At 72.6% G+C, this 22863-nt stretch carries 19 protein-coding genes; 11 read left to right on the top strand and 8 right to left on the bottom strand.

Annotation, left to right across the window (positions count from 1 at the left end; all coding sequences use genetic code 11):
- The first annotated feature begins 105 nt into the window (after positions 1 to 105).
- The 9 genes from ACIBKY_RS09970 to ACIBKY_RS09930 all read left to right on the top strand — a co-directional run bounded on the left by ACIBKY_RS09970 (position 106) and on the right by ACIBKY_RS09930 (position 12092).
- Entirely contained in the window at positions 106 to 1959 is a 1854-nt protein-coding gene (locus ACIBKY_RS09970) for a S9 family peptidase (protein WP_397095989.1), read from the top strand.
- A complete protein-coding gene (locus ACIBKY_RS09965; RefSeq protein WP_397095987.1) occupies positions 1923 to 3236 on the top strand; it encodes a serine hydrolase domain-containing protein in 1314 nt (437 codons plus the stop codon). Before ACIBKY_RS09970 ends, ACIBKY_RS09965 begins: the two co-directional genes overlap by 37 nt.
- Before the next feature lie 2 nt (positions 3237 to 3238).
- Positions 3239 to 4561, top strand: coding sequence for a serine hydrolase domain-containing protein (locus ACIBKY_RS09960; RefSeq protein ID WP_397095985.1), 1323 nt, complete (start codon positions 3239 to 3241; stop codon positions 4559 to 4561).
- Entirely contained in the window at positions 4554 to 5393 is an 840-nt protein-coding gene (locus ACIBKY_RS09955) for a serine hydrolase (RefSeq protein ID WP_397095983.1), read from the top strand. The genes ACIBKY_RS09960 and ACIBKY_RS09955 overlap by 8 nt, the downstream gene beginning before the upstream one ends.
- Before the next feature lie 8 nt (positions 5394 to 5401).
- The gene (locus tag ACIBKY_RS09950) at positions 5402 to 7006 is read left to right on the top strand and encodes a PucR family transcriptional regulator (protein WP_397095981.1); all 1605 of its coding nucleotides are present in this window, start codon (positions 5402 to 5404) and stop codon (positions 7004 to 7006) included.
- A 102-nt stretch (positions 7007 to 7108) separates the two neighbouring features.
- Positions 7109 to 8683, top strand: a complete 1575-nt coding sequence (locus ACIBKY_RS09945; RefSeq protein WP_397095979.1) for an ABC transporter substrate-binding protein — start codon at positions 7109 to 7111, stop codon at positions 8681 to 8683.
- Positions 8684 to 9610, top strand: coding sequence for an ABC transporter permease (locus ACIBKY_RS09940; RefSeq protein ID WP_397095977.1), 927 nt, complete (start codon positions 8684 to 8686; stop codon positions 9608 to 9610).
- The gene (locus ACIBKY_RS09935) at positions 9610 to 11409 is read left to right on the top strand and encodes a dipeptide/oligopeptide/nickel ABC transporter permease/ATP-binding protein (protein WP_397095975.1); all 1800 of its coding nucleotides are present in this window, start codon (positions 9610 to 9612) and stop codon (positions 11407 to 11409) included. Before ACIBKY_RS09940 ends, ACIBKY_RS09935 begins: the two co-directional genes overlap by 1 nt.
- A complete protein-coding gene (locus tag ACIBKY_RS09930) occupies positions 11406 to 12092 on the top strand; it encodes an ABC transporter ATP-binding protein (RefSeq protein ID WP_397095973.1) in 687 nt (228 codons plus the stop codon). Before ACIBKY_RS09935 ends, ACIBKY_RS09930 begins: the two co-directional genes overlap by 4 nt.
- Before the next feature lie 35 nt (positions 12093 to 12127).
- Here ACIBKY_RS09930 and ACIBKY_RS09925 read toward each other — a convergent pair whose 3' ends face one another.
- The gene (locus ACIBKY_RS09925; protein WP_397095971.1) at positions 12128 to 12457 is read right to left on the bottom strand and encodes a hypothetical protein; all 330 of its coding nucleotides are present in this window, start codon (positions 12455 to 12457) and stop codon (positions 12128 to 12130) included.
- Between the two features lie 276 nt (positions 12458 to 12733).
- Here ACIBKY_RS09925 and ACIBKY_RS09920 point away from each other — a divergent pair, with 276 nt between their 5' ends.
- Both ACIBKY_RS09920 and menC read left to right on the top strand, forming a co-directional pair.
- The gene (locus ACIBKY_RS09920; protein ID WP_397095969.1) at positions 12734 to 13498 is read left to right on the top strand and encodes a GNAT family N-acetyltransferase; all 765 of its coding nucleotides are present in this window, start codon (positions 12734 to 12736) and stop codon (positions 13496 to 13498) included.
- Complete coding sequence (menC, locus tag ACIBKY_RS09915) at positions 13495 to 14595, top strand: o-succinylbenzoate synthase (RefSeq protein WP_397095967.1); 1101 nt, start codon at positions 13495 to 13497, stop codon at positions 14593 to 14595. The genes ACIBKY_RS09920 and menC overlap by 4 nt, the downstream gene beginning before the upstream one ends.
- Here menC and ACIBKY_RS09910 read toward each other — a convergent pair.
- The 7 genes from ACIBKY_RS09910 to ACIBKY_RS09880 form a co-directional block, all read right to left on the bottom strand.
- Positions 14592 to 16160 (bottom strand): Na+/H+ antiporter, encoded by a 1569-nt coding sequence (locus ACIBKY_RS09910; protein WP_397095965.1) that lies wholly within the window; start codon positions 16158 to 16160, stop codon positions 14592 to 14594. The two genes, menC and ACIBKY_RS09910, sit on opposite strands and share 4 nt — an antisense overlap.
- An 83-nt stretch (positions 16161 to 16243) precedes the next feature.
- Positions 16244 to 17662, bottom strand: a complete 1419-nt coding sequence (locus ACIBKY_RS09905; RefSeq protein ID WP_397095963.1) for a M24 family metallopeptidase — start codon at positions 17660 to 17662, stop codon at positions 16244 to 16246.
- Positions 17659 to 18567 carry an ABC transporter ATP-binding protein gene (locus ACIBKY_RS09900; protein WP_397095961.1) on the bottom strand — a complete coding sequence of 303 codons (909 nt, stop codon included), beginning with the start codon at positions 18565 to 18567 and terminating at the stop codon, positions 17659 to 17661. Before ACIBKY_RS09900 ends, ACIBKY_RS09905 begins: the two co-directional genes overlap by 4 nt.
- The gene (locus tag ACIBKY_RS09895) at positions 18564 to 19355 is read right to left on the bottom strand and encodes an ABC transporter ATP-binding protein (protein ID WP_397095959.1); all 792 of its coding nucleotides are present in this window, start codon (positions 19353 to 19355) and stop codon (positions 18564 to 18566) included. The genes ACIBKY_RS09900 and ACIBKY_RS09895 overlap by 4 nt, the downstream gene beginning before the upstream one ends.
- On the bottom strand, positions 19352 to 20233 hold the full coding sequence (locus tag ACIBKY_RS09890) for an ABC transporter permease (protein WP_397095958.1): 882 nt from the start codon (positions 20231 to 20233) through the stop codon (positions 19352 to 19354). The genes ACIBKY_RS09895 and ACIBKY_RS09890 overlap by 4 nt, the downstream gene beginning before the upstream one ends.
- On the bottom strand, positions 20230 to 21276 hold the full coding sequence (locus ACIBKY_RS09885; protein ID WP_397095956.1) for an ABC transporter permease: 1047 nt from the start codon (positions 21274 to 21276) through the stop codon (positions 20230 to 20232). Before ACIBKY_RS09885 ends, ACIBKY_RS09890 begins: the two co-directional genes overlap by 4 nt.
- Positions 21273 to 22853, bottom strand: a complete 1581-nt coding sequence (locus ACIBKY_RS09880) for an ABC transporter substrate-binding protein (protein ID WP_397095954.1) — start codon at positions 22851 to 22853, stop codon at positions 21273 to 21275. Before ACIBKY_RS09880 ends, ACIBKY_RS09885 begins: the two co-directional genes overlap by 4 nt.
- Positions 22854 to 22863 lie beyond the last annotated feature (10 nt).

Below are 22863 nucleotides of genomic sequence, written 5' to 3'. Positions count from 1 at the left end.
GCAAACGGATATTCCCCCGGGAGTTGGTGTGGCGCACAACACAGGGGCGGTGGTTCGTCGCGGAGGCCGAAGCAGGGCCCCGTGACGGTCGCTTAGCGTTCGGCCATGCCCCGTCTCTCCTTGGACGACCTCTACCGCCTGGCCGTACCGTCTGATCCGCAGGTGCGTCCCGGCGGGGTCGCCGTGGCCTACACGCTCACCACCGCCGAGCGTGACACCGACGACAACGTCACCCAGATCTGGCTCGCCGCCCCCGGGTCCGAGCCGCGCCGTCTGGCGGCCGGCACCCTCCCTCGCTGGTCGCCGGACGGCGGCACCCTCGCCTTCGTCCGCCCCGTGGACGGAAAGCCGCAGATCCACCTGCTGCCGATGGACGGGGGCGAGCCGCGCGTGCTCACCACCGCGCCGCTCGGCGCCGGCGCGCCGGTCTGGTCGCCCGACGGCACCAAGATCGCGTACGGCGGGCCGCACTTCGCCCCCTCGGCCGACGGCCCCGACCCGAACGCCCCCATCGTCGCCGACCGGCTCGACTACAAGGCCGACGGCCCCGGGCTGCTGCGCGGGCTGACCTCGCACGTGTTCGTGGCGGACGTCGCCTCCGGCGCGCTCACCCAGGTCACCGACGGCGACTTCCACGCCGGCGGGCCCACCTGGTCGCCCGACGGCCAGCGGCTGGCGTTCACCACGTCCATGGAGCCCGACCGCGACCTCGTCCCCAGCGGCGCCGTCTACGTCGTGGACGCCACCGGCGGCGAGCCCAAACGCCTGACCACCCAGGACGTGGTCTGCACGGGCGTGTGGTGGCTGGGCGGGAGGCTGGTCGCGACGGCGTTCAAGGACGGGCCGATCGGGCACACGCGGCTGTTCGCCGTGGGCGAGGACGGCCAGGAGGAGATCGTCACCGGGCTGGACAGGAACGTGATGGTCGGCGGTCCCGGCTACCCGGGTGCGCCGCCCTCGCTGGACGGCGGCGACCTGCTGTTCTGCGCCCGTGACGCCGGGGCCACCCATCTGTACCGGCTGCGGGGCGGGGCCGTGGCCGCGGAGAAGATCGTGGGCGGCGAGCTCAGCGTCTCCGGCGCCGGCGTCACCGACGGGAGAGTGGCCTACGTGGCGGCCTCGCCGTACACGGTGGGGGAGGTCTACCTCGACGGGGAGAAGCTGACCGGCCTCGCCCTCGCCGACGTCGAGCTCTACCCGCCGCGCAGCCGGGTGTTCACCGCCCCCGACGGCACCCGCGTCGAGGGCTTCCTGACCGGCGAGGGCAAGGGCGGCCCGCTGCTGCTCGACATCCACGGCGGCCCGCACAACGCCTGGGCCCCCGTCTTCGACGGGGTCCACCTCTACCACCAGGTGCTCGCCGCCCGCGGCTGGACCGTCCTCACCCTCAACCCGCGCGCCAGCGACGGGTACGGCGAGGCCTTCTACACCGCCGCCCTCGGCGAATGGGGCGTGGCCGACGCCCAGGACTTCCTGTCGGCCGTGGACGAGCTGGTGGCCGACGGCACGGCCGACCCCGAGCGCCTCGCGGTCACCGGCTACAGCTACGGCGGCTACATGACCTGCTACCTGACGGGGCGCACCGGCAGGTTCAAGGCGGCGATCCCCGGCGGCCTCGTCAGCGACCTGACCAGCATGGCCGGAACCTCCGACGCGGGGTACTTCCTCAAGATGTGGGAGTGCCCGGGCGACCCCGCGCCGCAGTCGCCGCTCACCCGCGTGGGCGAGGTCACGACGCCCACGCTCATCCTGCACGGCGACGCCGACGAACGCTGCCCGGTCGGACAGGCCGAGCAGTGGTTCGAAGCCCTGCGCGAGCGGGAGGTGCCGGTCCGGCTGGTTCGCTATCCGGGCGGCTCCCACCTGTTCATCGTCCAGGGGCGTCCCTCACACCGTTACGACTACAACGAGAGGATCATCGCGTGGCTGGAGCAATGGGTCAGCGGCTCGCCGAACTGATCGCGAAGTACGAGGTCCCGGGCGCCGCCCTGGCCTACCTGCACAACGGCGAGCTGCACGAGTACGCCGCGGGCGTGCTCCACCGCGGCACCGGCGTCGAGACCACGACCGACTCGCTCTTCCAGATCGGCTCCGTGACGAAGGTCTGGACGGCGACGCTCCTGATGCAGCTGGCCGAGCGCGGCCTGCTGACGCCGGACACGCCGGTGGCCGAGCTGCTCCCGGAGTTCAAGGTGGCCGACCCGGAGGTCACCAAGACGGTCACGGTGCGCCACCTGCTCTCCCACACCAGCGGCATCGACGGCGACCTGTTCCTGGACACCGGGCGCGGCGACGACTGCGTGGAGAAGTACGTGGCGGCCTGCGCGGACCTGCCGCAGAACCACCCGCTGGGCGCCACCCAGTCCTACTGCAACTCCGGCTTCGTCGTGGCCGGGCGCATCGTGGAGAAGCTGACCGGCAAGACGTGGGACGAGGCCCTGCGCGAGCAGATCTTCGAGCCCCTCGGGCTGACCCACGCGGTCACGCTGCCCGAGGAGGCGCTGCGCTTCCGCGCGGCCATGGGCCACATGGACGGCGGCGAGCCGGCCCCGGTCTGGGGCCTCATGCGTTCGGTCGGCCCGGCGGGGCTCATCAGCGCCCGTCCCGCCGACGTGGTCGCCTTCGGCCGCGCCCACCTCGAGGGCGGCCTGCTGGAGAACCCGCAGGTGATGTGGGAGCCGCAGGTGGCCATCCCCAACCCGCACACCCTCGGCGCCCACTGGGGCGTCGGCTGGATCCTCGACGAGTGGAGCGGCCAGAAGGTCATCTCCCACGGCGGCAACACCATCGGCCAGCACGCCATGCTCTGGGCCGTGCCCGGCACCGGCACGGTCGTGTGCGTGGTGGCCAACGGCGGCCACAGCGGCGCGTTCACCCACGCGGTGGCCACCGAGCTGTTCGCCGAGCTCGACGGGCTGGAGGTGCCGCCCACGCTCGGGCCGCCCGCGCAGCCGGTGGAGGTCGACGTCACCCGCTACCTCGGCGTCTACGAACGGGCCGGCGCCCGCCTGACGATCAGCCTCAGGGACGGCGGGCCGTCGCTGCTCATGGAGTCGACCGGCGCGCTGGCCGGCCTGCAGGAGCCGGAGGAGATCCCGCTGGTCGCCGTGGACGACGTCACCTTCGTCGGCCGCCGCCCCGGCGACCCCGACTGGCTGTCGGCCGTCTTCTTCGAACTGCCCGACGGAACCCTCTACGTGCACGCCGGTGCCCGCGCGACCCCGAAGGTGAGCTGACCATGGACCTGCAGAAGCGACTGGACGAGGCGGCGGCCAGGCACGGCGTGCCCGGCGCCGCGATCGCGGTATGGGCGGGAGGCGAGCTCCACGAGGCCGCCACCGGCGTCGTCAACAAGAACACCGGCGTGGAGACCACGCCCGACAGCGTCTTCCAGGTCGGCTCCACGACCAAGGTGTGGACCGCCGCCCTGGTCATGCAGCTGGTCGAGGAGGGCAAGGTCGAGCTCGACCGGCCGGTCACCGACTACCTGCCCGAGTTCGGGCTCGCCTACGAGGCCGAGATCACCGTGCGGCACCTGCTGACGCACACGGGCGGCTTCGACGGCGACCTGTTCGAGGACACCGGCCGCGGCGACGACTGCCTCGACAAGTACCTGGCCTACCTGCACGGCACCACGAAGGTGCACGACCCGGGCGCCCTGTTCTCCTACTGCAACTCGGGGTTCGTGGTGCTCGGCGCGATCGTGGCCAGGGTGCGCGGCATCACCTGGGAGGAGGCGATGGCCGAGCACCTGTTCAAGCCGCTCGGCGTCACCCAGTCGGCACTGTTCGGGGAGGAGGCCGTGCTGTTCCGCGCCTCCGCCGGGCACATCGGCCCCGACCAGGTCGTCTACCCCAAGTGGCAGATGCCCCGCTCCAACGGGCCCGCCGGGTCCACCCTGTGTCTGGCACCGCGCGAGCTGGTCCGCTTCGGCCGCATGGCGCTGGCCGGCGGACTGGCCGAGGACGGCACCCGCGTGCTGGCCGAGGAGACGCTGGCCGGCATGCGCCAGCCGCAGGCCGAGGTGCCGACCGTCCCCGGCCTGCTGGCCACCGCGTGGGGCCTGGGCTTCGAGCTGTTCGACTGGGGCGCCTTCGGCCACGACGGCGGCACTCCCGGGCAGAGCACGATGTGGCGGATCGTCCCGGGCAGCGACGTCGTGCTCGCGATGAGCGCGAACGGCGGCGCGTTCGCCGGCCTCATCGAGGACGTGGTGCTCCCGGTGCTGCGCGAGACGACCGGGATCGACGTGCCGGGACTGCCGCATCCCCCGGAGCGGCCGTCGCCCGTGGACGCCACGCCGTACGCCGGGACCTACACCGGGCCGGTCCTGTCGCTGGAGGTCACCGGCGCGGACGGCGGCCTGGACATCACCGAGATCCCCGGCGAGGTCGTGGCCAGTATGGGCGCGACCCGCAAGACCACGCGCTACGTCCACCTGAGCGACGATCACTTCGTCGCCGCCGAGGAGGACGGCGGGATGCACGGCACGGTCACGTTCGTGATGCGCGACGGCGTCGCCGCCTACCTGCACAACAGCCGGGCGATCCCGCGTGCGTGAGATCTTCGACGCCGCCGGCGCGGCCGGGTTCGTCCACGCGCGCGAGGTGGACGGCGACGCCGAGGTGGCCTTCGGGGCCGACGACCCCGTGGTGCTGGCCTCGGTGTTCAAGATCCCGATCGTGCTGGAGTACGCCCTGCAGGCCGCGGCCGGCGAGCTGGAGCGCACCGAGCGCCTCATGGTCACCGCGGCCGACAAGGACGGCGGCATCGGCACCTCCGGCTGCGCCGACGACATCTCGCTGACGCTGCGCGACCTGGCGCACTTCATGATGACGATGAGCGACAACGCCGCCACCGACGTGCTGCTGCGCCGGGTCGGGCTGGATCGGGTGCACGCCACGCTCAGGTCGCTCGGCCTGTCGCGCACCCGGCTCATCGGCGGCTGCGCGGAGCTGTTCGAGCAGGTCAAGCAGGAGCTGGGCCCGGTGGACCTGGAGAAGCTGACCGGGGAGCAGGTCAGGTCGCTGGCCATCCGCGACCCGGAACGCACGACCTCCGGCACGCCGCGCGAGATCACCACGCTGCTCAGCCTGATCTGGCGCGACGAGGCCGGCCCCGCCGAGGCCTGCCAGGAGGTGCGGCGCATCATGGGCAACCAGGTGTGGCCGCACCGGCTCAGCTCCGGCTTCGGCGACGAGGTCAAGGTCTCCGGCAAGACCGGCACGCTGTGGGGCGTGCGCAACGAGGCGGGCGTGGTGGAGTTCCCCGACGGCCGGCGCTACGCCGTCGCGGTGTTCCTGCGCACCGTCGGCCTCGGCCTGCGCGACCCCGCCGCCGACGCCGCGATCGGCCGGGCCGCGCGGGTGGCGGTGGACCGGTTGCGGGTCTGATGTCCGAGGTGACGTATGGTGAGCGGGTGATCGACCGCCCGCTCGCCAGCCTCGGTCGCATCCTGCTCGACCTCGGCACCACCGTGATGGGAGTGGCCGCGTCGCCAGGTGACCTCGGCACCGAGGTCACCGGCGTGCACATCTACGACCCGCTCGACGAACTGCTGGTACCGCCGGGCGGCATCCTGCTGGCCGTCGGCGTCCACACCGCCGGCGACATCCGCGACCTGCTCTACCGCGCCAGGACCGCGGCGGCGATCGTGGTCAAGGTGCCCGTCGAGGTGGACGAGCAGGTACGCGCCGCCGTCCTGGAGACGGGCATCGCCGTACTCGGGCTGACCAGGGCGGCGTCCTGGTCGCAGGTGGCGGCGCTGCTGCGCTCCCTGCTGGCCGAAGGCGACCTCGACGAGCCGGGCGAGGAGCCGCAGGGCGATCTGTTCGCCCTGGCCAACGCGGTCTGCGCGCTCCTGGACGCGCCGGTCACCATCGAGGACCGCTCCTCGCGGGTGCTGGCCTACTCCGGGCGGCAGGACGAGGCCGACCCCGGGCGCGTCGAGACGGTGCTCGGCCTGCAGGTGCCCGAGCGCTTCCAGCGCATGCTGGACGAGCGCGGCTTCTTCAAGCAGCTCTACCAGAGCCGCGAGCCGGTCTACATCGAGCTCCACGACGGCACCAGCATCAACCGGACGGCGGTCGCCGTACGGTCGGGCGATGAGATCCTCGGCTCGATCTGGGCGGCGGTGCGCGAACCGCTCAGCGAGCAGCGCCAGCGGGCCTTCGCCGACGCGGCGAAGATCGTCGCGTTGCAACTGCTGCGCGAGCGCGCCGGGGCCGACACCCAGCGGCGGCTGCGCGCCGACCTGTTGTCGACCGTGCTGGCCGGCGGCGCGGACGCCGCCGAGGCGGCCGGCCGGCTGGGCGTCGCCACCGAACGGCTCTGCGTGCTGGCCGCCCAGCTCACCGACCTGACCGACGCCGACCCCGCGCGCGGGGAGAGCGACCGCCAGCGCTTCTGCGACGCCTTCGCCCTGCACGTGGGCGCCATCCACCCCCGGGCCGCCGCCGCGCTCGTCGGCTCGGTCGCCTACGCGGTGCTGCCGCTCAGCACCGGCGGCGAGGAGGAGGAGCGGGCCGTGCGGGTCGCCCAGAGCTTCCTGTCCCGGGTGGGCCCGCGCTACGAGGCCAACATCGGCGTGGGCCGGCTGGCCGCCAACCTCGCCCAGGTGGCCAGGTCGCGTGCCGACGCCGACCGGGCGCTGCGTGTGCTGCGCGCCCGCGGCACCTCCGGGCAGGCCGCCGGCTACACCACCGTGCACTTCGAGTCGCTGCTCATGCAGGTGGCCGACGTCGTGACGGCGGAGGAACAGACGCCCACCGGGCCGTACCAGCGGCTGCTGGAGCACGACGCGGAACACGGCAGCGACCTCGTGGCCACCCTGCGGGCCTATCTCGACGCGTTCGGCGACGTCAACCTGGCCTGCGCGCAGGTCCACGTGCACGCCAACACCTTCCGCTACCGGCTCAAGCGGCTGGTCGAGATCAGCGGTCTCGACCTGGCCGACCCGGACGCGCGGCTCACCGTGATGCTCCAGATGCGGATCTTCGGGCCCTAGGACGAGGGCGGCTGTAGTTTTCGTCACAGGGCACGAAGAACCCGCGCCGGGCAGGGACGAAGGTGGGTGACCAACCCCCCACCCGCTCACACGGAGTCCCGTATGAAGAAAGTCGCGGCGCTCGCCTGCCTGGCCATGTTCGCCTCCGCGTGCGGCGGCGGAACGGCCCAAGCGCCTTCCGGCCGGCCTGTGGCCGGCGGCACCTTCACCTATGCCATCTCCGCCGACCCCGGTGTGCTCGACCCCGCGACGGCCGTCCTGTCGGTGACCAACACCGTGCTGGGCTTCGCCTACGACACCCTGGTCAGCACCGACCGCGAGGGGCGGACCGTCCCGGGCCTGGCCGAGAAGTGGGAGGTCAAGCCGGACTCGGTGACCTTCACCTTGCGCAAGGACGTCACCTGCTCCGACGGCTCCAAGCTCACCCCCGCCGACGTGGCCCAGAACGTCAACCACATCGCCGACCCGGCCACCAAGTCGCCCATCTACGGCGTGCTCCTGCCGCCCGGGATGAAGGCCACCTCGGACGACGCGGCCGGCACCGTGACGTTCTCGACCGACAAGCCGTTCGCCTTCATCCTGCAGAGCGCCCGGGACCTGTACATCGTCTGCGGCAAGGCGGTCAAGGACCGTTCGCTCATCGCCCGCGCCACCTCGGGCAGCGGCGCGTACGTGCTGAGCGAGTCGATGCCCAGCGACCACTACACCTTCACCCGCCGCAAGGACTACAGGTGGGCGCCCGGCGGCGCGAGCACCGAGGGCATGCCCGACAAGGTCGTGCTGAAGATCGTGCCCAACGAGCAGACCTCCGCCAACCTGCTGATCTCCGGCGGCCTCAACGCCGCCGTCTTCTACGGCGCCGACCGCACCCGCCTGGAGGCCACGCCCGGCCTGCTCAAGAAGACCCCGATGGCGGGCAACGGCCAGTTCTTCTACCACCAGGGCGAGGACCGCCCCACCAAGGACCCGGCCGTACGCAAGGCCCTCACCCAGGCGCTCAACCTGAAGGAGCTGGCCGGGATCGCCTCCAGCGGCACCGGCAGGCCCGCCACCGGCCTGGTCATGGAGCCCCGCCCGTGCAAGGGCGACACCGTCACCGGCCACGTGCCCGCCTTCGACGCCGCCGCGGCCGCCGCGGGGCTGGAGGCCGCGGGCTGGAAGCCCGGCCCCGACGGCATCCGGGTCAAGGACGGCAAGCGGCTGACGCTGCGCTACCTCTACGGCACCACCAGGGGCGCGGGCGTCCAGGCGGCCGCCGAGTACGTGGCCGCGGCCTGGAAGAGCGCCGGCGCCGAGGTCAAGCTCAACGGCGTGCTGGACACCAAGATGTCGGAGTCGCTCAACGCCACCCAGGACTGGGACGTGGTCTGGCTGCCCATCGGCGTCTTCCTGCCCTCGCAGCTCGAAGGCTTCCTGTCCGGCCCGGCGGCGCCCAAGGGCGCCAACTTCGCCCACCTGGACAACGCCCGCTACTCCGAGCTGATCGCCCAGGCCAAGCTCAAGCCGGGCGAGGAGGGCTGCAAGCTCTGGCTGGAGGCCGAGTCCGCGCTGTTCGACAACTCCGACATGGTCCCGGTCACCGAGAACACCGTGCTCGTGGCCGGCAAAGGCGCGACGTTCGACCTGGTCGCCACGGTCCTCATCCCCACGTCCATCCGCCTGACCGAAGGAGGCTGAGTGCTGCGGCATCTGGTGCGCTTCATCGTGTCGCTGGGGGTGCTGCTGGTGGCGTCGTTCGCGATGATCCACCTCATCCCCGGCGACCCGGTGCGCGCCTCGCTGGGCCCCGCCGCGCCGATCGAGCTGGTTCAGGCCAGGACGGCCGCGCTCGGGCTTGACCGCCCCCTCCTGGAGCAGTTCACCACCTACGTGGCGAACCTGTTCTCCGGCAACATGGGCGTCTCCTTCCTGACGGGTGAGCCCGTCGGGCAGGTGATCCTCACCCGGCTGCCCAACACGCTCGGGCTGGCGCTGCTGGCCACCGTCGTGGCGATGCTGGCGGCCGTGCCGATCGGCATGTGGGCGGCGATCAGGACCGAGAACGGCCGTAACCGCGGCACGGAGGCCACCTTCACCTCGGTCACCGGCACCGCGGTGGCCGTTCCCGAGTTCCTCTACGCCATCGGCCTGGTCACCGTCTTCGCCATCGGCCTCGGGCTGTTCCCGCCCGCGGGCAAGGCGGGCCCCGCCTCGTACGTGCTGCCCATCCTCGCGCTCGCGATCGGGCCGATCGCGATGATCTCCCGCATCTCCCGCGTGGAGACGCTGCGCGAACTCGGCACCGACTACGTACGGCTGGCCCGCGCCAAACGCCTGCCCGCCGGGCGCCTCTACCTGCGCCACGTGCTGCCGAACACGCTGACCGCCACCCTCACCATCGGCGGCCTGCTGCTCACCGCGCTGATCGCGGGCAGCGTCCTGGTGGAGTACGTCTTCGCCTGGCCCGGCCTCGGCCTGAAGATCGTCGAGTCGATCACCCAGAAGGACTATCCCGTGGCCCAGGGCGTGATCCTCGTCTACGGCGCCATCGTCCTGGTCGTCAACTTCGCCGTCGACCTGATCCTCGGCAAACTCGACCCGACCTCCTCCATCAAGGAGACCTGATGCCACGCACTCCCGCCGCCGTCGTCTCGGCGGTGCTGGTCACCCTCATGGTGGTGCTGGCGATCATCGGCCCGCCGATCTGGGGCGAGGCCGCGGAGAAGATCGACGCCGGCGCCATCCTGCAGGGCGCCTCGGCCGCCCATCCGCTCGGCACCGACAACCTGGGCCGCGACCTGCTGGCCCGCGTGCTCGTGGCCGGCCGCTACTCGCTGGCGCTGGCCCTGGCCGCCACCCTCATCGGCGCCTTCATCGGCATCGTGCTCGGCGCGCTGCCCTCGGTGCTGCCGCGGCGCGGCGCCCGCCTGGTCACCGGCACCGTCAACGCGCTGGTCGCCTTCCCCGGACTGCTGCTGGCGATGTTCACCGCGGTCGTGTCCGGCATGGGGGCGCGCGGCGCCGTCCTCGGCATCGGCGTGGCCATCGCGCCCGGTTTCGCCCGGCTCACCCAGACGCTGGCCGCCTCCGTCGCCGGGGCCGACTACGTGCTGGCCGCCCGCATGCTCGGCGTCCCGCGCCGGCGCGTGCTGGGCCGGCACGTGCTGCCCAACATCGCCGAACCGCTCATCCTCAACCTCGCCCAGGCGCTCGGCGGCGCGCTGCTGGGGCTGGCCGGCATGTCCTTCCTGGGCCTGGGCGTGCAGCCCCCGGACTTCGACTGGGGGCGCCTGCTGTTCGACGGCTTCGCCCGCATCTACGTCACGCCGGAGGTGGCGATCGGGCCCGCGGTGGCGGTCGCGCTGGCCGGCATCGGGTTCAACCTGCTCGGCGACACGCTGGCCAGGCGGGCGGCGCGCACCGCCGTACCGGCGAGGAAGGAAGAGCTCGCCGCGCCGGAGCCGGCGGGCGCGCCCGATCCGCGGGCCGTGCTGGAGGTGCGGGACCTGACCGTCACCTTCCCCGGCGGCGTCACGCCCGTGCGGAGCCTGTCGCTGACGGTACGGCCCGGCGAGATCGTCGGCATCGTCGGCGAGTCCGGCAGCGGCAAGAGCCTGACCGCGGCGGCGATCGGCGGCCTGGTGCCCTATCCGGGCACGGTCACGCACGCCGCGCTGCGCCTGGACGGCCGGGAGATCGCCGAGCTCAGCCAGAAGGAGCTCGGCACCAGCCTGGCCATGGTCTTCCAGGACCCGATGGCTTCGCTCAACCCGGCGCTGCGCGTCGGCGGGCAACTGGCCGAGGTGGCGATCGTGCACCAGGGCGCCACCCGCGCCGAGGCCGCCCGGCGGGCCGTGGACCGGCTCGGCCACGTGCACCTGCCCGAGCCGGCGAAGCAGGCCAAACGCCATCCGCACGAGCTGTCGGGCGGCATGCGGCAGCGCGCGGTGATCGCGATGGGGCTCATGGGCACGCCCAAGCTGATCATCGCCGACGAGCCGACGACCGCGCTGGACGTCACCGTGCAACGGCAGATCCTCAAGCTTCTGCGCGAGGTGGTCGACGAGAGCGGGGCGGCGGCGCTGTTCATCTCGCACGACATCGCGGTCGTGGGGGAGCTGTGCGACCGGGTCGTGGTCATGTACGCGGGGCGGGTGGTGGAAGAACTGCCCGTGTCCGCGCTGGCCAAGGGGGCGGCGCATCCGTACACCAAGGCCCTGGTGGACTCGCTGCCCGACATGGAGACCGACCGCTCGCTGCCGCTGGCCAGCATCCCCGGCACGCAGCCGGCGCCCGCGCTGGTGGGGGCCGGGTGCGCGTTCGCGGGGCGGTGCGCGCTGGCGACCGACCGCTGCTCGACGTCGTTGCCGCCGGTCACCGAGTACGGCATCGCGCACACGGTGGCCTGCTGGGAGGTTTCATGAAATTTACTGACGTGACGGTGCGATTCAAATCGTTCACCGCGGTCGACTCCGTCAGCCTGGAGGTGCCGCCCGGCGGCATCGTGGGGCTGGTGGGGGAGTCGGGCTCCGGCAAGTCGTCGCTGGCCAAGGCGGTCAGCGGGCTCGTACGGTACTCCGGGCGGATCACCGGCGCCTCCCGGGTGCAGATGGTCTTCCAGGACCCCTACGCCTCCCTCGACCCGCGCATGAAGGTCGGCGAGTCGGTGGCCGAGGGCCTGCTGGAGCTGCCCAGGGCCGCCCGCCCCGACGAGGTGACCCGCCTGCTCGGCCTCGTCTCCCTGCCCGCGGACCTCGCCTCCCGCTACCCGCGGGAGCTGTCGGGAGGGATGCGCCAGCGCGTCGCCATCGCCCGCGCCCTCGGCGCCCGCCCCGACCTGCTGGTGGCCGACGAGATCACCAGCGCCCTGGACGTCTCCGTCCAGGGCTCCGTGCTCAACCTCATCCGCTCCCTGCGCGACACCCTGGGGTTGTCGATCCTGTTCATCTCGCACAACCTCGCGGTGGTCCGCTACGTCTGCGACACGGTGGCGGTCATGCACCGGGGCCGCATCGTCGAGCACGGCCCGACCGAGGCCGTGGTCGAGCGGCCCACGCACGACTACACCCGCACCCTGCTGGAGGCCGTGCCGCGCCTGCAGCGGTGAAGCCGCTCCGGCGGCGGGCAGGCGCCGCCGGAGCTTCACCGGCTCTGACCTGCGCCGACCCCTGCCCGGTACCGACGGCAGCGACCCGGGCGCCCTGGGCCGCGACAGAGCCGCCTCCAGCGCGTCACCGGCGGCGGGCGCGGCCGAGGCGGTCCAGGCGGTGGCTGGTTGCCGTCCGCGGCGGCGGCCGGGCCGGCGTCCGCCGGCGTGCCGGTGCCCGTGACGCGGGTGCGGTCGTCGTCCGGTGTCGTCACCCGGAACCCGCGCACGACCGACCAGTTGGCGTTGGCGCCCGTGGCGCGGTAGCGGACGCCGATCCAGCGGTCGGGCTCCTTCTGCGCGTCCTCGGCGAAGCGGACCTCCACGCCGGTCCGGTCGCGTCCGGTCGCGGCCGTGGCGGCTCTGGACGAGCCGGCGCGGCGAAAGGGCGGCGTAGGAGGTGCCGTCGGCGTCCACGCCGTCCCTCCGGCACCCGGCCTGGTCGTCGGCCCCGGCGCGGTACTGACCGCGCCTTCACCCGCCGCCACGACGATTGGGCATGAGCACCAAGGGTCCGGGGGTGCTTGGTGGGCTGGCACGAATCGAGGCGTCCTCACGATGGTTTACCGTCGCCGTGACAACGGACGACTCGGAGGGCATGCGTGATCGCGATCAGGGAGCTTCACGAGATCGCGGACCTGGAAGAGGTCCACGCGCTGTTCGGTGATATCTGGCATTTCGACCCGGGCGGCGAGCCGATCTCGGTCGAGCTGATGCGGGCCTTCTCGCACGCCGGCAACTACATCACCGGCGCATACGACGGCGCCACACTGGTCGGCGCGTCGGTGGGCTTCATGGCGGTCGGCGGCGTACTGCACTCGCACATCACCGGTGCGGCCGTCGGGCGCGGCATAGGGTTCGAGCTCAAGATGCACCAGCGCCGCTGGGCACTGGAGCGCGGGCTGACGCGCATCTCCTGGACCTACGACCCCCTGGTGCGCCGCAACGCGCACTTCAACCTCGCCAAGCTGGGGGCCAGGCCGCACGAGTACCTGCCCAGCTTCTACGGGGTCATGGGCGACGCGATCAACCAGGGCGACGAGTCCGATCGGGTGCTCGCCGTCTGGGAGCTGACCGCGCCGCACGTCGAGGCGGCGGTACGGCGGGAGCCGCACGCGCCGGACATCCCCACGGGAACGGTGGTGGCCCTGGGCAACGAGGGCGGCAGGCCGGTGCCCGGTGACATGGACGCGCCGCTGGTACTGGTGGCGATCCCCGCCGACGTGGAGGGGTTGCGCGGCGTTGATCCGGGAACGGCCAAGGCGTGGCGGCATGCCGTACGCGACGTGCTGGGCGGCATGCTGGCCGAAGGCCGCAAGGTCACCGGATTTCATGACAAGAAGTACTACGTAGTGGAGAAGGCGTGAAAATCACAGGAGTAGAGCTGCGCAGGATCGCGATGCCCTTGGTGGCGCCGTTCCGCACCTCGTTCGGCACCGAGACCTCGCGCGACGTGCTGCTCGTGCGCGTGGTGACACCGGACGCCGAGGGGTGGGGCGAGTGCGTGGCCATGTCGGAGCCGCTCTACTCCTCGGAGTTCGTCGACGGCGCGGCGGAGGTGATCAAGAGGTTCCTGCTGCCGTCGCTGCCCGCCGAGGTCGACGCCTACGGCGTGGGCCGCGCCCTGGAGCCGATCAAGGGCCACCGGATGGCCAAGGCGGCCGTGGAGACCGCGGTGCTGGACGCCCAGTTGCGCGCGGCCGGCGAGTCGTTCGGCCGCTTCCTGGGCGCCGAACGTGACCGGGTGCCGTGCGGCGTCTCCGTCGGCATCATGGACTCCATCCCCGAACTGCTGGAGGCCGTCGGGGGCTACCTGGACGAAGGCTACGTCCGGATCAAGCTGAAGATCGAGCCCGGCTGGGACGTCGAGCCGGTGCGCGCGGTCCGCGAGCGCTTCGGCGACGACGTGCTCCTGCAGGTGGACGCCAACGCCGCCTACACGCTCGTGGACGCCCGCCACCTCGCCAAACTGGACGACTTCGAGCTGCTGCTCATCGAGCAGCCGCTGGCCAACGACGACTTCGTCCAGCACGCCCAGCTGGCCAAGCAGCTGAGGACCCCGATCTGCCTCGACGAGTCCATCGAGTCGGCCGAGCACGCGGCGGCCGCGATCGCGCTGGGCTCGTGCTCCATCGTCAACATCAAGCCGGGCCGCATCGGCGGCTACCTGGAGGCCCGCCGCATCCATGACCTGTGCCGGGCGCACGGGGTCGCGGTGTGGTGCGGTGGCATGCTGGAGACCGGCCTCGGCCGGGCCGCCAACGTGGCGCTCGCCGCGCTGCCCGGCTTCACGCTGCCCGGCGACACCTCGGGCTCGCGCCGCTACTACGCGACCGACATCACCGAGCCGTTCGAGCTGCGCGACGGCCACCTGGACGTCCCCGCGGGACCCGGGCTGGGCGTCGAGCCGATCCAGTCGATCCTCGACGAGGTCACCACGTCCACCGAGTGGATCACGCTCTAGCTCAGATTCCGCAGGTCGAGCTGGCGCAGCACGCGGGAGATCACCTGCGGGTCGGCGTCCGGCTCACGGCGCGCGTCCAGGACGGCGCGCCGGGCCGCCGACATCATCTCGTCGTTGACCCGGCGCACCACCCTCACGCGTTCGAGGCGCTGGCCGAACGCCTCGCGGCGTTCCTCGTCGGCCAGCTCGGGGCTGATCCGCACCGCGATGTCGGACAGGCGGCGGCCGAGGATCTCCACCACGTCGTCGGGCACCTGCTCGGTGTCGACGAGCTCCCTCAGCCGCTGCCTCGCCGCGCCCGCGGCCTGCTTGGCGAGCCTGCGCTCGAAGGCGCGTTCCGCCTCGGTGTCGGAGGTGACGCCCAGCAGGCGTACCACCCAGGGCAGGGTCAGGCCCTGCACCAGCAGCGTGGCGAGGATGACCGCGAACGCGACGAAAACAAGCACGTCGCGCTGCGGCACCTCCAGCGGGATGGCCAGCGCGAGCGCCACCGAGGCCACGCCGCGCATGCCCGCCCACCACATCACGACCGTCTCGCGCCAGCTCGTCGGCGTCTCGGAGTCGTCGCCGCGCGACTGGTGCAGGCGCCTGGCCAGCGAGGCGGTCGGCAGCAGCCACAGCAGCCGCACCCCCACCACCACGGCGACCACGATCAGGCTCCACACCATCACCTCGCCGAACCTGCCGGTCACGGTGCCGAGCACGTTGTGCAGCTCCAGCCCGATCAGCCCGAACGCCACCCCCGTCACCAGCGTGTCCACGACCTGCCAGAACGCGGCGCCGGTGAGCCTGCCGATCGAGTCGTCGGCGTCGCTGGTCTTCTCACGCAGGTAGAAGGCGGTGGTCAGCACCGCGAGCACGCCCGAGCCGAGCAGCTGGTCGGCCAGCACATAGCTGGCGTACGGCACCAGCACCGACAGCCCGATCTGCAACGTGGGGTCGCCGAGCAGGTTGTCCAGCCGGGCCGCCACCCACCCCACCCCGAACCCGACGACGATCGCCACCACCGCCGACAGCACCAGCTCACCCGCCGCGACGGGCCACGAGAAGCTGCCGGTGAGGGCCGCCGCGATCGCCACGTGGTAGAGCACGATGGCCGTCACGTCGTTGAACAGCCCCTCACCCTCCAGCAGCGACACCAGCCGCCTGGGCAGCCCGAGCGAGCCCGCGACGCTGGTGGCCGCGACCGGGTCCGGCGGGGCCACCAGCGCGCCCAGCGCCGCCGCGGCGGCCAGCGACAGGCCGGGCACCAGCGCGTGCGCCACCCCCGCGACCGCCGCCGTGGTCACGAACACCAGCGCCACTGCGAGCAGGAAGATGGGCCGCCAGCCGGCCGCGAACTGCCGCCACGAGGTACGGCTGGCCGCCGCGTACAGCAGCGGAGGCAGCAGTGCCGGCAGCACGAGCTCCGGCGGGATGTCCACGTTCGGCACGAACGGCACCACGGCCAGCACGATGCCGTACAACGTCATGAGCACCGGCGCCGGCAGCCCCAGCCGGTCGCCGAGCGGCACCGTGACCAGCGCCCCGAGCAGCACGAGCATGAGCAGCACGAACTGGCCCACGACACCCCCCGATGATCGTCGTCAACCAGCGTGCCACAGCGCACCGGGAGAAAAGGCGCACCTCGCCCTGGGGTCCGGGGCCGTCAGCGGTCGAGCACGAGGAGGGCGGGGGGCGGGGTGGTGAGGAGCCTTGGGGCGGACTCCGTGCAGACGGCCACGTCGGCGAGGCGGGCGCCGAACAGGTCGGGGAGGTAGACGGCCGGTTCGAGGCAGAGCGCCATGCCGGGGGTCAGCGTGGTGGGGTCGGCGGGGGACAGGTGCGGCGGTTCGTCGTCGGCCAGGCCCACGCCTCTGCCGTAGTGGCCGGCGGCGAACTGGCCGTAGCCGGACTCCTCGATCATCGACCGGGCGGACCTGGCGACGGAGGCGGCGGGGAGGGCCTGCCGTACACCGTCGAGGGCGGCGCCTTGAGCGGCGAGGACCACCGAGTAGAGGGCGTCGAAGTCCTCCGGCGGCTCGGCCACCGCGAGAACCCTGGCCACCTCGGCGCAGTAGCCGTCCCACCGCCCGCGCACGGCGACCTGGAGCGCGTCGCCCGGGTTGATCACCCGGTCGGTGGGGCGGTGCGAGGGGATCGCGGTGTGCTCCCCGGCCGCCACCTGAACGCCCAGGATCTCCTCGCAGCCGCTCTCCAGCATCGCGACCCGCAGGTGGCGGGCCATGGCCCGCTCGGTGGCCCCGAACCACCGCCACTCCCGCGCCCGCGCCACCACCCCGTCCGCCGCCACGGCCGCGGCGGCGATGGCGTCGAGCTCGCCCCGGTCCTTCCGCAACCTCAGCGGCGCGAGAACGGCTCCCGCCGGCACGAGTTCCGCGTCCACCGACAACCCGAACAGCTCCCGCACCCGCATCTCCGGATCCACCCCGACCCGGCGGGCCGTGGCCGGGATGAGCGTACCGGGGGCGGTGGTCTCGGCGTAGTTCTCCCGCGTGACCACCAGGAACCCCTCGCCCCGCCCGCCCAGGAACCGGAAGTCGGGCGAGGGCCGTAGCACCAGCGCGTCCACCTCGGCCTCGGCCATGGCGGCCCGTACCGCCACCACCCGCCCGGCCAAGCCCTCACTCAGCCCGTCCCGCCCCGGCCCGCACGCGACAGGCCGGTCCGGCCGCTGCCCGCTCGCGGGTGGCCGGTCCCGGTCCGCTCCGCTCGCCGGAAGCGCGTCACCGGATGGACCGTCCTCGGAAAGTCCGCGCCGGGAAGGCACACCCCTGACCAGGCCGCCCTCCTCCAGGCCGTCTCCCGCCTGGCCCGCACCGTCCTCGGCGGGCGCGTTCTTGGCCAAGCCGCCCGCCGCCAAGCCGCCCGCCGCCTGACCGCCCGCCGTCTGACCGCCCGCCGTCTGACCGCCCGCCGTCTGACCGCCCGCCGTCTGACCGCTCCTGGTCCGGCCGCCTTCGGCGGAGGTGCGCGGGTCGGCCATCACGGGGTCGAAACCCGGGGTGTCGGATCCCGGACCGCCGGATCTGAGGGGGTCGGGCCCGGGGTGGGGTGTGGGGGTCACGTGGGCTCGTGGAGCCAGCAGGCGACCGGGCCGAAGTCCGGTTCCTTGTCGCGGCAGACGTCCATCACGTGCGGGCAGCGCGGGTTGAAGCGGCAGCCTCCCGGCGGATCGGCCGGGTCGGGGACGTCGCCGGGCAGCTCCGCCGGCAACGTGCCCTGTCCGTCGGGCAGGGGGATCGCGTTCAGGAGCGCCTGGGTGTAGGGGTGGCGGGGGTTGTCCCACACCTCGGCCGTCCCGCCGATCTCGACGATCTTGCCCAGGTACATGACGGCGATCCGGTCGGCGATCAGGCGTACCACGGACAGGTCGTGACTGATGAACAGCAGCCCGGCCCCCGAGTCCACGGCCAGGTCACGCATCAGGCGGGCCACCTGTGACTGCGCCGAGGCGTCCAGGGCGGAGATGGGCTCGTCGCCGATGAGCAGGCGGGGCTCGGCGGCCAGCGCGCGGGCGATCGCGATGCGCTGCCGCTGCCCGCCGGAGAACTCGTGCGGATGGCGATCGGTGAAGTCCCTCGGCAGGCCCACGCGTTCGAGCATGTCGGCCGGGGTGGCGGTGCTGCCGCGCGCCACCCTCAGGCCGTCGGCGATCTGGTCGCCCACGCGCCGGCGCGGGTTGAGGGAGGCGTACGGGTCCTGGAAGACCATCTGAATCCCGGTCAGCGTACGGCGCCGCAGCCCGAGCGGCGTCACCGGCCGCCCCTCGAACCGGATGGCGCCCCCGGTCACCGGATTGAGCCCGCAGACGGCTCTCGCCAGCGTCGACTTGCCGCATCCCGACTCGCCCACGAGGCCGACGACCTCACCGGCGCGCACCGTGAGGCTGGCCCCGGCGACGGCGCGGACGACGGGCCGGCCGGGGGAGCGGTGCTCGACGACCAGATCGTCGATGGTGAGCAGGCTCATGGGCGCTCCTCGTCGGGTGCGGGGGCGAGCGGACTCTCGGGCAGGGAGGCCAGGAGGGAGCGGGTGTAGGGGTGGTCGGGGGTGCGCAGGACGTGGGAGCGGGGCCCGCTCTCCACGATCAGGCCGTCCTTCATGACGCTGACCTCGTCGGCCACCGCGGACATCACGCCGAGGTCGTGGGTGACCAGCAGCACGGCCAGCCCCAGCTCGTCGCACAGCCCACGCAGCAGCCGCAGGACGCCCGCCTGGACGGTCACGTCGAGCGCCGTGGTCGGCTCGTCGGCGATCAGCACCCGGGGCGAGCAGGCCAGCGCGATCGCGATGGCGATGCGCTGCCGCATGCCGCCGGAGAACTGGTGGGGGTAGCGCCCGTACGCCTCGTCGGCGCCGGGGATGCGGACCTTGCCGAGCAGTTCGACGGCCCGCGCCCGCGCCTCGGCCTTGCCCAGGCCGAGGTGGTGGCGCATGTGCTCGGTGAGCTGCCTGCCGACGGTGAGCATGGGGTGCAGGCTGGTGGCGGGGTCCTGGAAGACCATGGCGACCTCGCCGCCGCGTACCTTGTTGAGCTCCTTGGCGGACAGTTCGAGCAGGTTGCGGCCGTTGTGGACGATCGAGCCCGTCGCGCTCGCGCCGTGCGGGAGCAGGCCGAGGGCGGCCAGGCCGGTCATGGTCTTGCCCGAGCCCGACTCTCCGGCCAGGCCGTGAACGCGGCCCTCCCGCAGGGAGACGGAGACGCCCTTGAGGATCTGCCGTCCGTGGATGTCCACCTTCAGGTCGGTGATCTTCACAGTGCGCGCTCCTTGATGGCGCGGGCCGTACGCGGGTCGAGGGCGTCGCGCAGGGTGTCGCCGAGGAAGTTGAAGGCCAGCACCACGGTCAGGATGGCGAGACCGGGGAAGGTCGCCACCCACCAGGAGTCGAAGACCTCCACGCCCGAGGCGACCATCGCGCCCCACTCGGGCGACGGCGGCTTGGCGCCGAGGCCCAGGAAGCTGAGACCGGACAGGAGCAGCAGCGCGGTGCCGATGTCGAGCGTGGCCAGCACCAGGACGGGGCCGGTCACGTTGGGCAGCACGTCCACGCGCAGCGAGCGCCAGGGCGAGAAGCCGAGCAGCCGCCCGCTGAGCACGAACTCCCGCTCGCGCACGCCGAGCACGAGGCCGCGGGTGACGCGGGCGTAGGCGGGCCAGGCGACCACGAGTACGGCCAGCACCGCGTTGGTCAGGCTGGCCCCAAGCGCCGCGGCCACGACCATGGCCAGGATGACCGTGGGGAAGGCGAAGACCAGGTCGGCGATCCGCATGATGGTCTCACCCACCCATCTGCCGAAATATCCGGCGGCGGCGCCGAGCAACCCGCCGACCAGCACGCTCATGGCCACCAGGAGCAGGGTGAGCGGGATGGAGACGCGGGCGCCGTACATGACGCGGCTGAGGATGTCGCGGCCGAGCTGGTCGGTGCCGAACCAGTGCCCGGGGCCCGGCTCGGCCAGGCGGGGCAGGTCCTGCGCGAGCGGGTCGTGCGGGGCCAGGAACGGCGCGGCCAGCGCGATGACCAGCCAGGCCAGCGCGATGACGGCCCCGGCCACGGCCAGCGGCTGCCGCCACGCCTCGGGCACGCGCCGCCTGCGGGGCGCGAGCGGGTCACGCCTCAGAGCACGTCTCATTGCAGCCTCACCCGCGGGTCGATGATCCCGTACATCACGTCCACGATCAGGTTGATGACCAGGTACACGACGCCGACCACCAGGCCGACGCCCATCACCGCGGGCAGGTCGAGGGAGGTCGCGCTCTTGTACGCGTACTGGCCCACGCCCGGCCAGGCGAAGATCGCCTCGACCAGCACGGTCCCGGACAGCAGTGAGCCGAACGCCAGACCGGCCACGGTGATGATGGGCACCAGGGCCGAGCGCAGGACGTAACGGAACAGGACCGTCCGTCCCGGCAGTCCCTTGGCCCGCGCGGCGCGCACGTAGTCCTGGCCCAGGACCTCCAGCACCGCGCTGCGGGTGAAGCGGGTCAGCAGCCCGATCGTGTAGAGGGCCAGCACCAGCGCGGGGGTGATGAGGTGGCCGACGGCGCTGGCGAAGACGTCCCACTGCCCGGTCAGCGCCGCGTCGAGCGTGTGCAGGCCGGTGATCGGCCCCGGCGCGGTCATGCCGGGGTCGATGCGGCCGCTGCCCGGCGTGAGCTGCAGGCGGTAGAAGAAGACGTAGAAGGCCAGCAGCGCCAGCCAGAACGTCGGCACCGAGATGCCGATCAGGCTCAGCACCCGCAGCAGGTGGTCGGGCAGCCGGTCGCGGCGCAGGGCCGCCACGACGCCGAACGCCACGCCCAGCACCAGCGAGATCAGGATCGCCGCCCCGGCCAGCTCCAGCGTCGCCGGGACGAACTCGGCGAGGTCGTCGCTGACCGGGCGGTGGCTCTGCTGGCTGGTGCCCAGGTCGCCCTGGAGGATGCCCTGCAGGTGCAGCAGGTACTGCTCCGGCAGCGGCTTGTCCAGGCCGTGCTCGGCCTTCCACTGCGCGACGATCGCCGGGTCGCCGAGCGCCCGCTGGCCCAGGTTGGCGGCGACGGGGTCGCCGGGCACCATGTTGGTCAGCACGAACGTGACCAGCGTGATCCCCCAGGCCAGCAGCAGGGCGATGAGGATCCGCCGGATCAGGAACCGGGCCAGGGGGTGCCTGGCCCGGGTACCGGTGGTCTTCACTTCACGCCGAGGTCGGCCACGTCGACGGTCCAGACCGGGTGGTACTCCAGGCCGGTCACCGTGGCGGCGGTCACGATGTTCTGGCTCGGCTGGATCAGCGGGACGAACGGGCCGCCCGCGTTGAGCTTGGTCTGGACGTCCTGGTAGACCGTCTTGCGGGCGTCGTCGCCGATGGTGGCCGCCGCCTTGTCGCCGGCCGCCTCGATCTCCTTGGCCGCGCCGGGCTTCCATCCGGCGCGCAGGCCGACGGTCTTGCCGGGCAGGAAGGCCAGGTAGTCGCTGGGGTCCGGGTAGTCAGGGCCCCAGTACCACAGGCCCATCTCCTCCTTGCCGTTGCGGTAGTTGTCCAGGGCGGTGGCGACCGGCGCGGGGGCCAGTTCGACCGTGATGCCGACCTCCTTGAGGTTGGCCTGGATGCGCTCGGCCAGCGGCTGGAAGGACAGGCCGTTGACGGTCAGCTCGCTCGGGTACTCCAGCTTGACGCTCGGGTTGGTCAGCCCGCTGGCGGCCAGCGCGGCCTTGGCGCCCTCGACGTCGCGCTTGGCGGCCTGATCGGCGGGCAGCGCGCCGAGCAGCTGCGACGGGATCACACCCGGCGCCTGCGTCGAGCCCTCGCCGGCCAGCTCCAGCAGGCCCGCGTAGTCGACGCCCTTGCGCACGGCCTCGACGAACTTGGCGTTCGTGGTGGTCTTGCTGATCGCGGAGTCCTGGTTGGCCAGCAGGAAGATGACGTTGGCCGAGGCGGTCTTCTTGACCTGCAGCGTGTTGGGCATGCCCGTGACCTGGTCGCCGGACAGGTTGAGCGCCACCTGGCTGTCGCCGCGCTGGACGTTCAGTTTCTGCGTGGCCGCCTCGACGTTGCGGATGACGACCTTGTCGTAGGCGGGCTTGGTCCCGTAGTACTTCGGGTTGGCCTTGAGCACGACCTGGCTGCTGACGTTGAAGGACTCGATCGCGTACGGGCCGGAGCCGAGCGAGGCCGAGTTGAGGTACTGCTCCGCCTTGTCCTTGGCGTCGGCGGTCGCGCCGTGCTGCCGGGCGACCTTGCTGTTGATGATCCCGAGCGCCGGGTTCGGCAGGATGAACGGCAGCGCCGGGTTGGCCGCCTTCGACGTCAGCTTGATCGTCGAGTCGCCGTCCTTGGCCACCTCCACGCCGTCCAGCAGGAACGACGGGGTGCCCTTCATGTCGCGCACGCGGGTCAGCGAGAAGACCACGTCGTCGGCGGTGACCGGGGAGCCGTCGGCGAAGACCGCGCCCTGCTTCAGCTTGAGCGTGAGCGTCTTGCCGTCCTGCGACAGCTCGTACGACTCGGCCAGCGCGGGGACGGGCTTGGTCACGTCGGCGCCGTCGAAGGTGAGAAGCGTCTCGTAGGCCGCCTTGCCGATGATGAGGCCGGTCGGCTCGTAGGTGCGGCCGGGGTCGCCGGTCTTGAGATCGAAGGAGGTGTCGATGACGAGGGTCTTGCCTGCCGCGGCGCCGCCGGCAGCGGGGGTCTTGGAGCCGCCGCTTCCGCAGGCGGCGAGGGCGAGTGCACCGGCGAGCAGTACAGCCGCCGTCTGCGAGCGGGTCGCCATGGGTCCTCCA

The sequence above is a fragment of the Nonomuraea sp. NPDC050394 genome (assembly GCF_044459065.1).
Classification (GTDB): domain Bacteria; phylum Actinomycetota; class Actinomycetes; order Streptosporangiales; family Streptosporangiaceae; genus Nonomuraea.
This window is presented reverse-complemented; position numbering and strand designations above follow the sequence as displayed.

Excerpts from the sequence above, each read along its gene's own strand:
- ACIBKY_RS09930 (WP_397095973.1), top strand. The coding sequence starts at position 11,406 with ATGAAATTTACTGACGTGACGGTGCGATTCAAATCGTTCACCGCGGTC.
- ACIBKY_RS09935 (WP_397095975.1), top strand. The coding sequence starts at position 9,610 with ATGCCACGCACTCCCGCCGCCGTCGTCTCGGCGGTGCTGGTCACCCTC.
- ACIBKY_RS09960 (WP_397095985.1), top strand. The coding sequence starts at position 3,239 with ATGGACCTGCAGAAGCGACTGGACGAGGCGGCGGCCAGGCACGGCGTG.
- ACIBKY_RS09880 (WP_397095954.1), bottom strand. The coding sequence starts at position 22,853 with ATGGCGACCCGCTCGCAGACGGCGGCTGTACTGCTCGCCGGTGCACTC.
- ACIBKY_RS09900 (WP_397095961.1), bottom strand. The coding sequence starts at position 18,567 with ATGAGCCTGCTCACCATCGACGATCTGGTCGTCGAGCACCGCTCCCCC.
- ACIBKY_RS09970 (WP_397095989.1), top strand. The coding sequence starts at position 106 with ATGCCCCGTCTCTCCTTGGACGACCTCTACCGCCTGGCCGTACCGTCT.
- ACIBKY_RS09945 (WP_397095979.1), top strand. The coding sequence starts at position 7,109 with ATGAAGAAAGTCGCGGCGCTCGCCTGCCTGGCCATGTTCGCCTCCGCG.
- ACIBKY_RS09890 (WP_397095958.1), bottom strand. The coding sequence starts at position 20,233 with ATGAGACGTGCTCTGAGGCGTGACCCGCTCGCGCCCCGCAGGCGGCGC.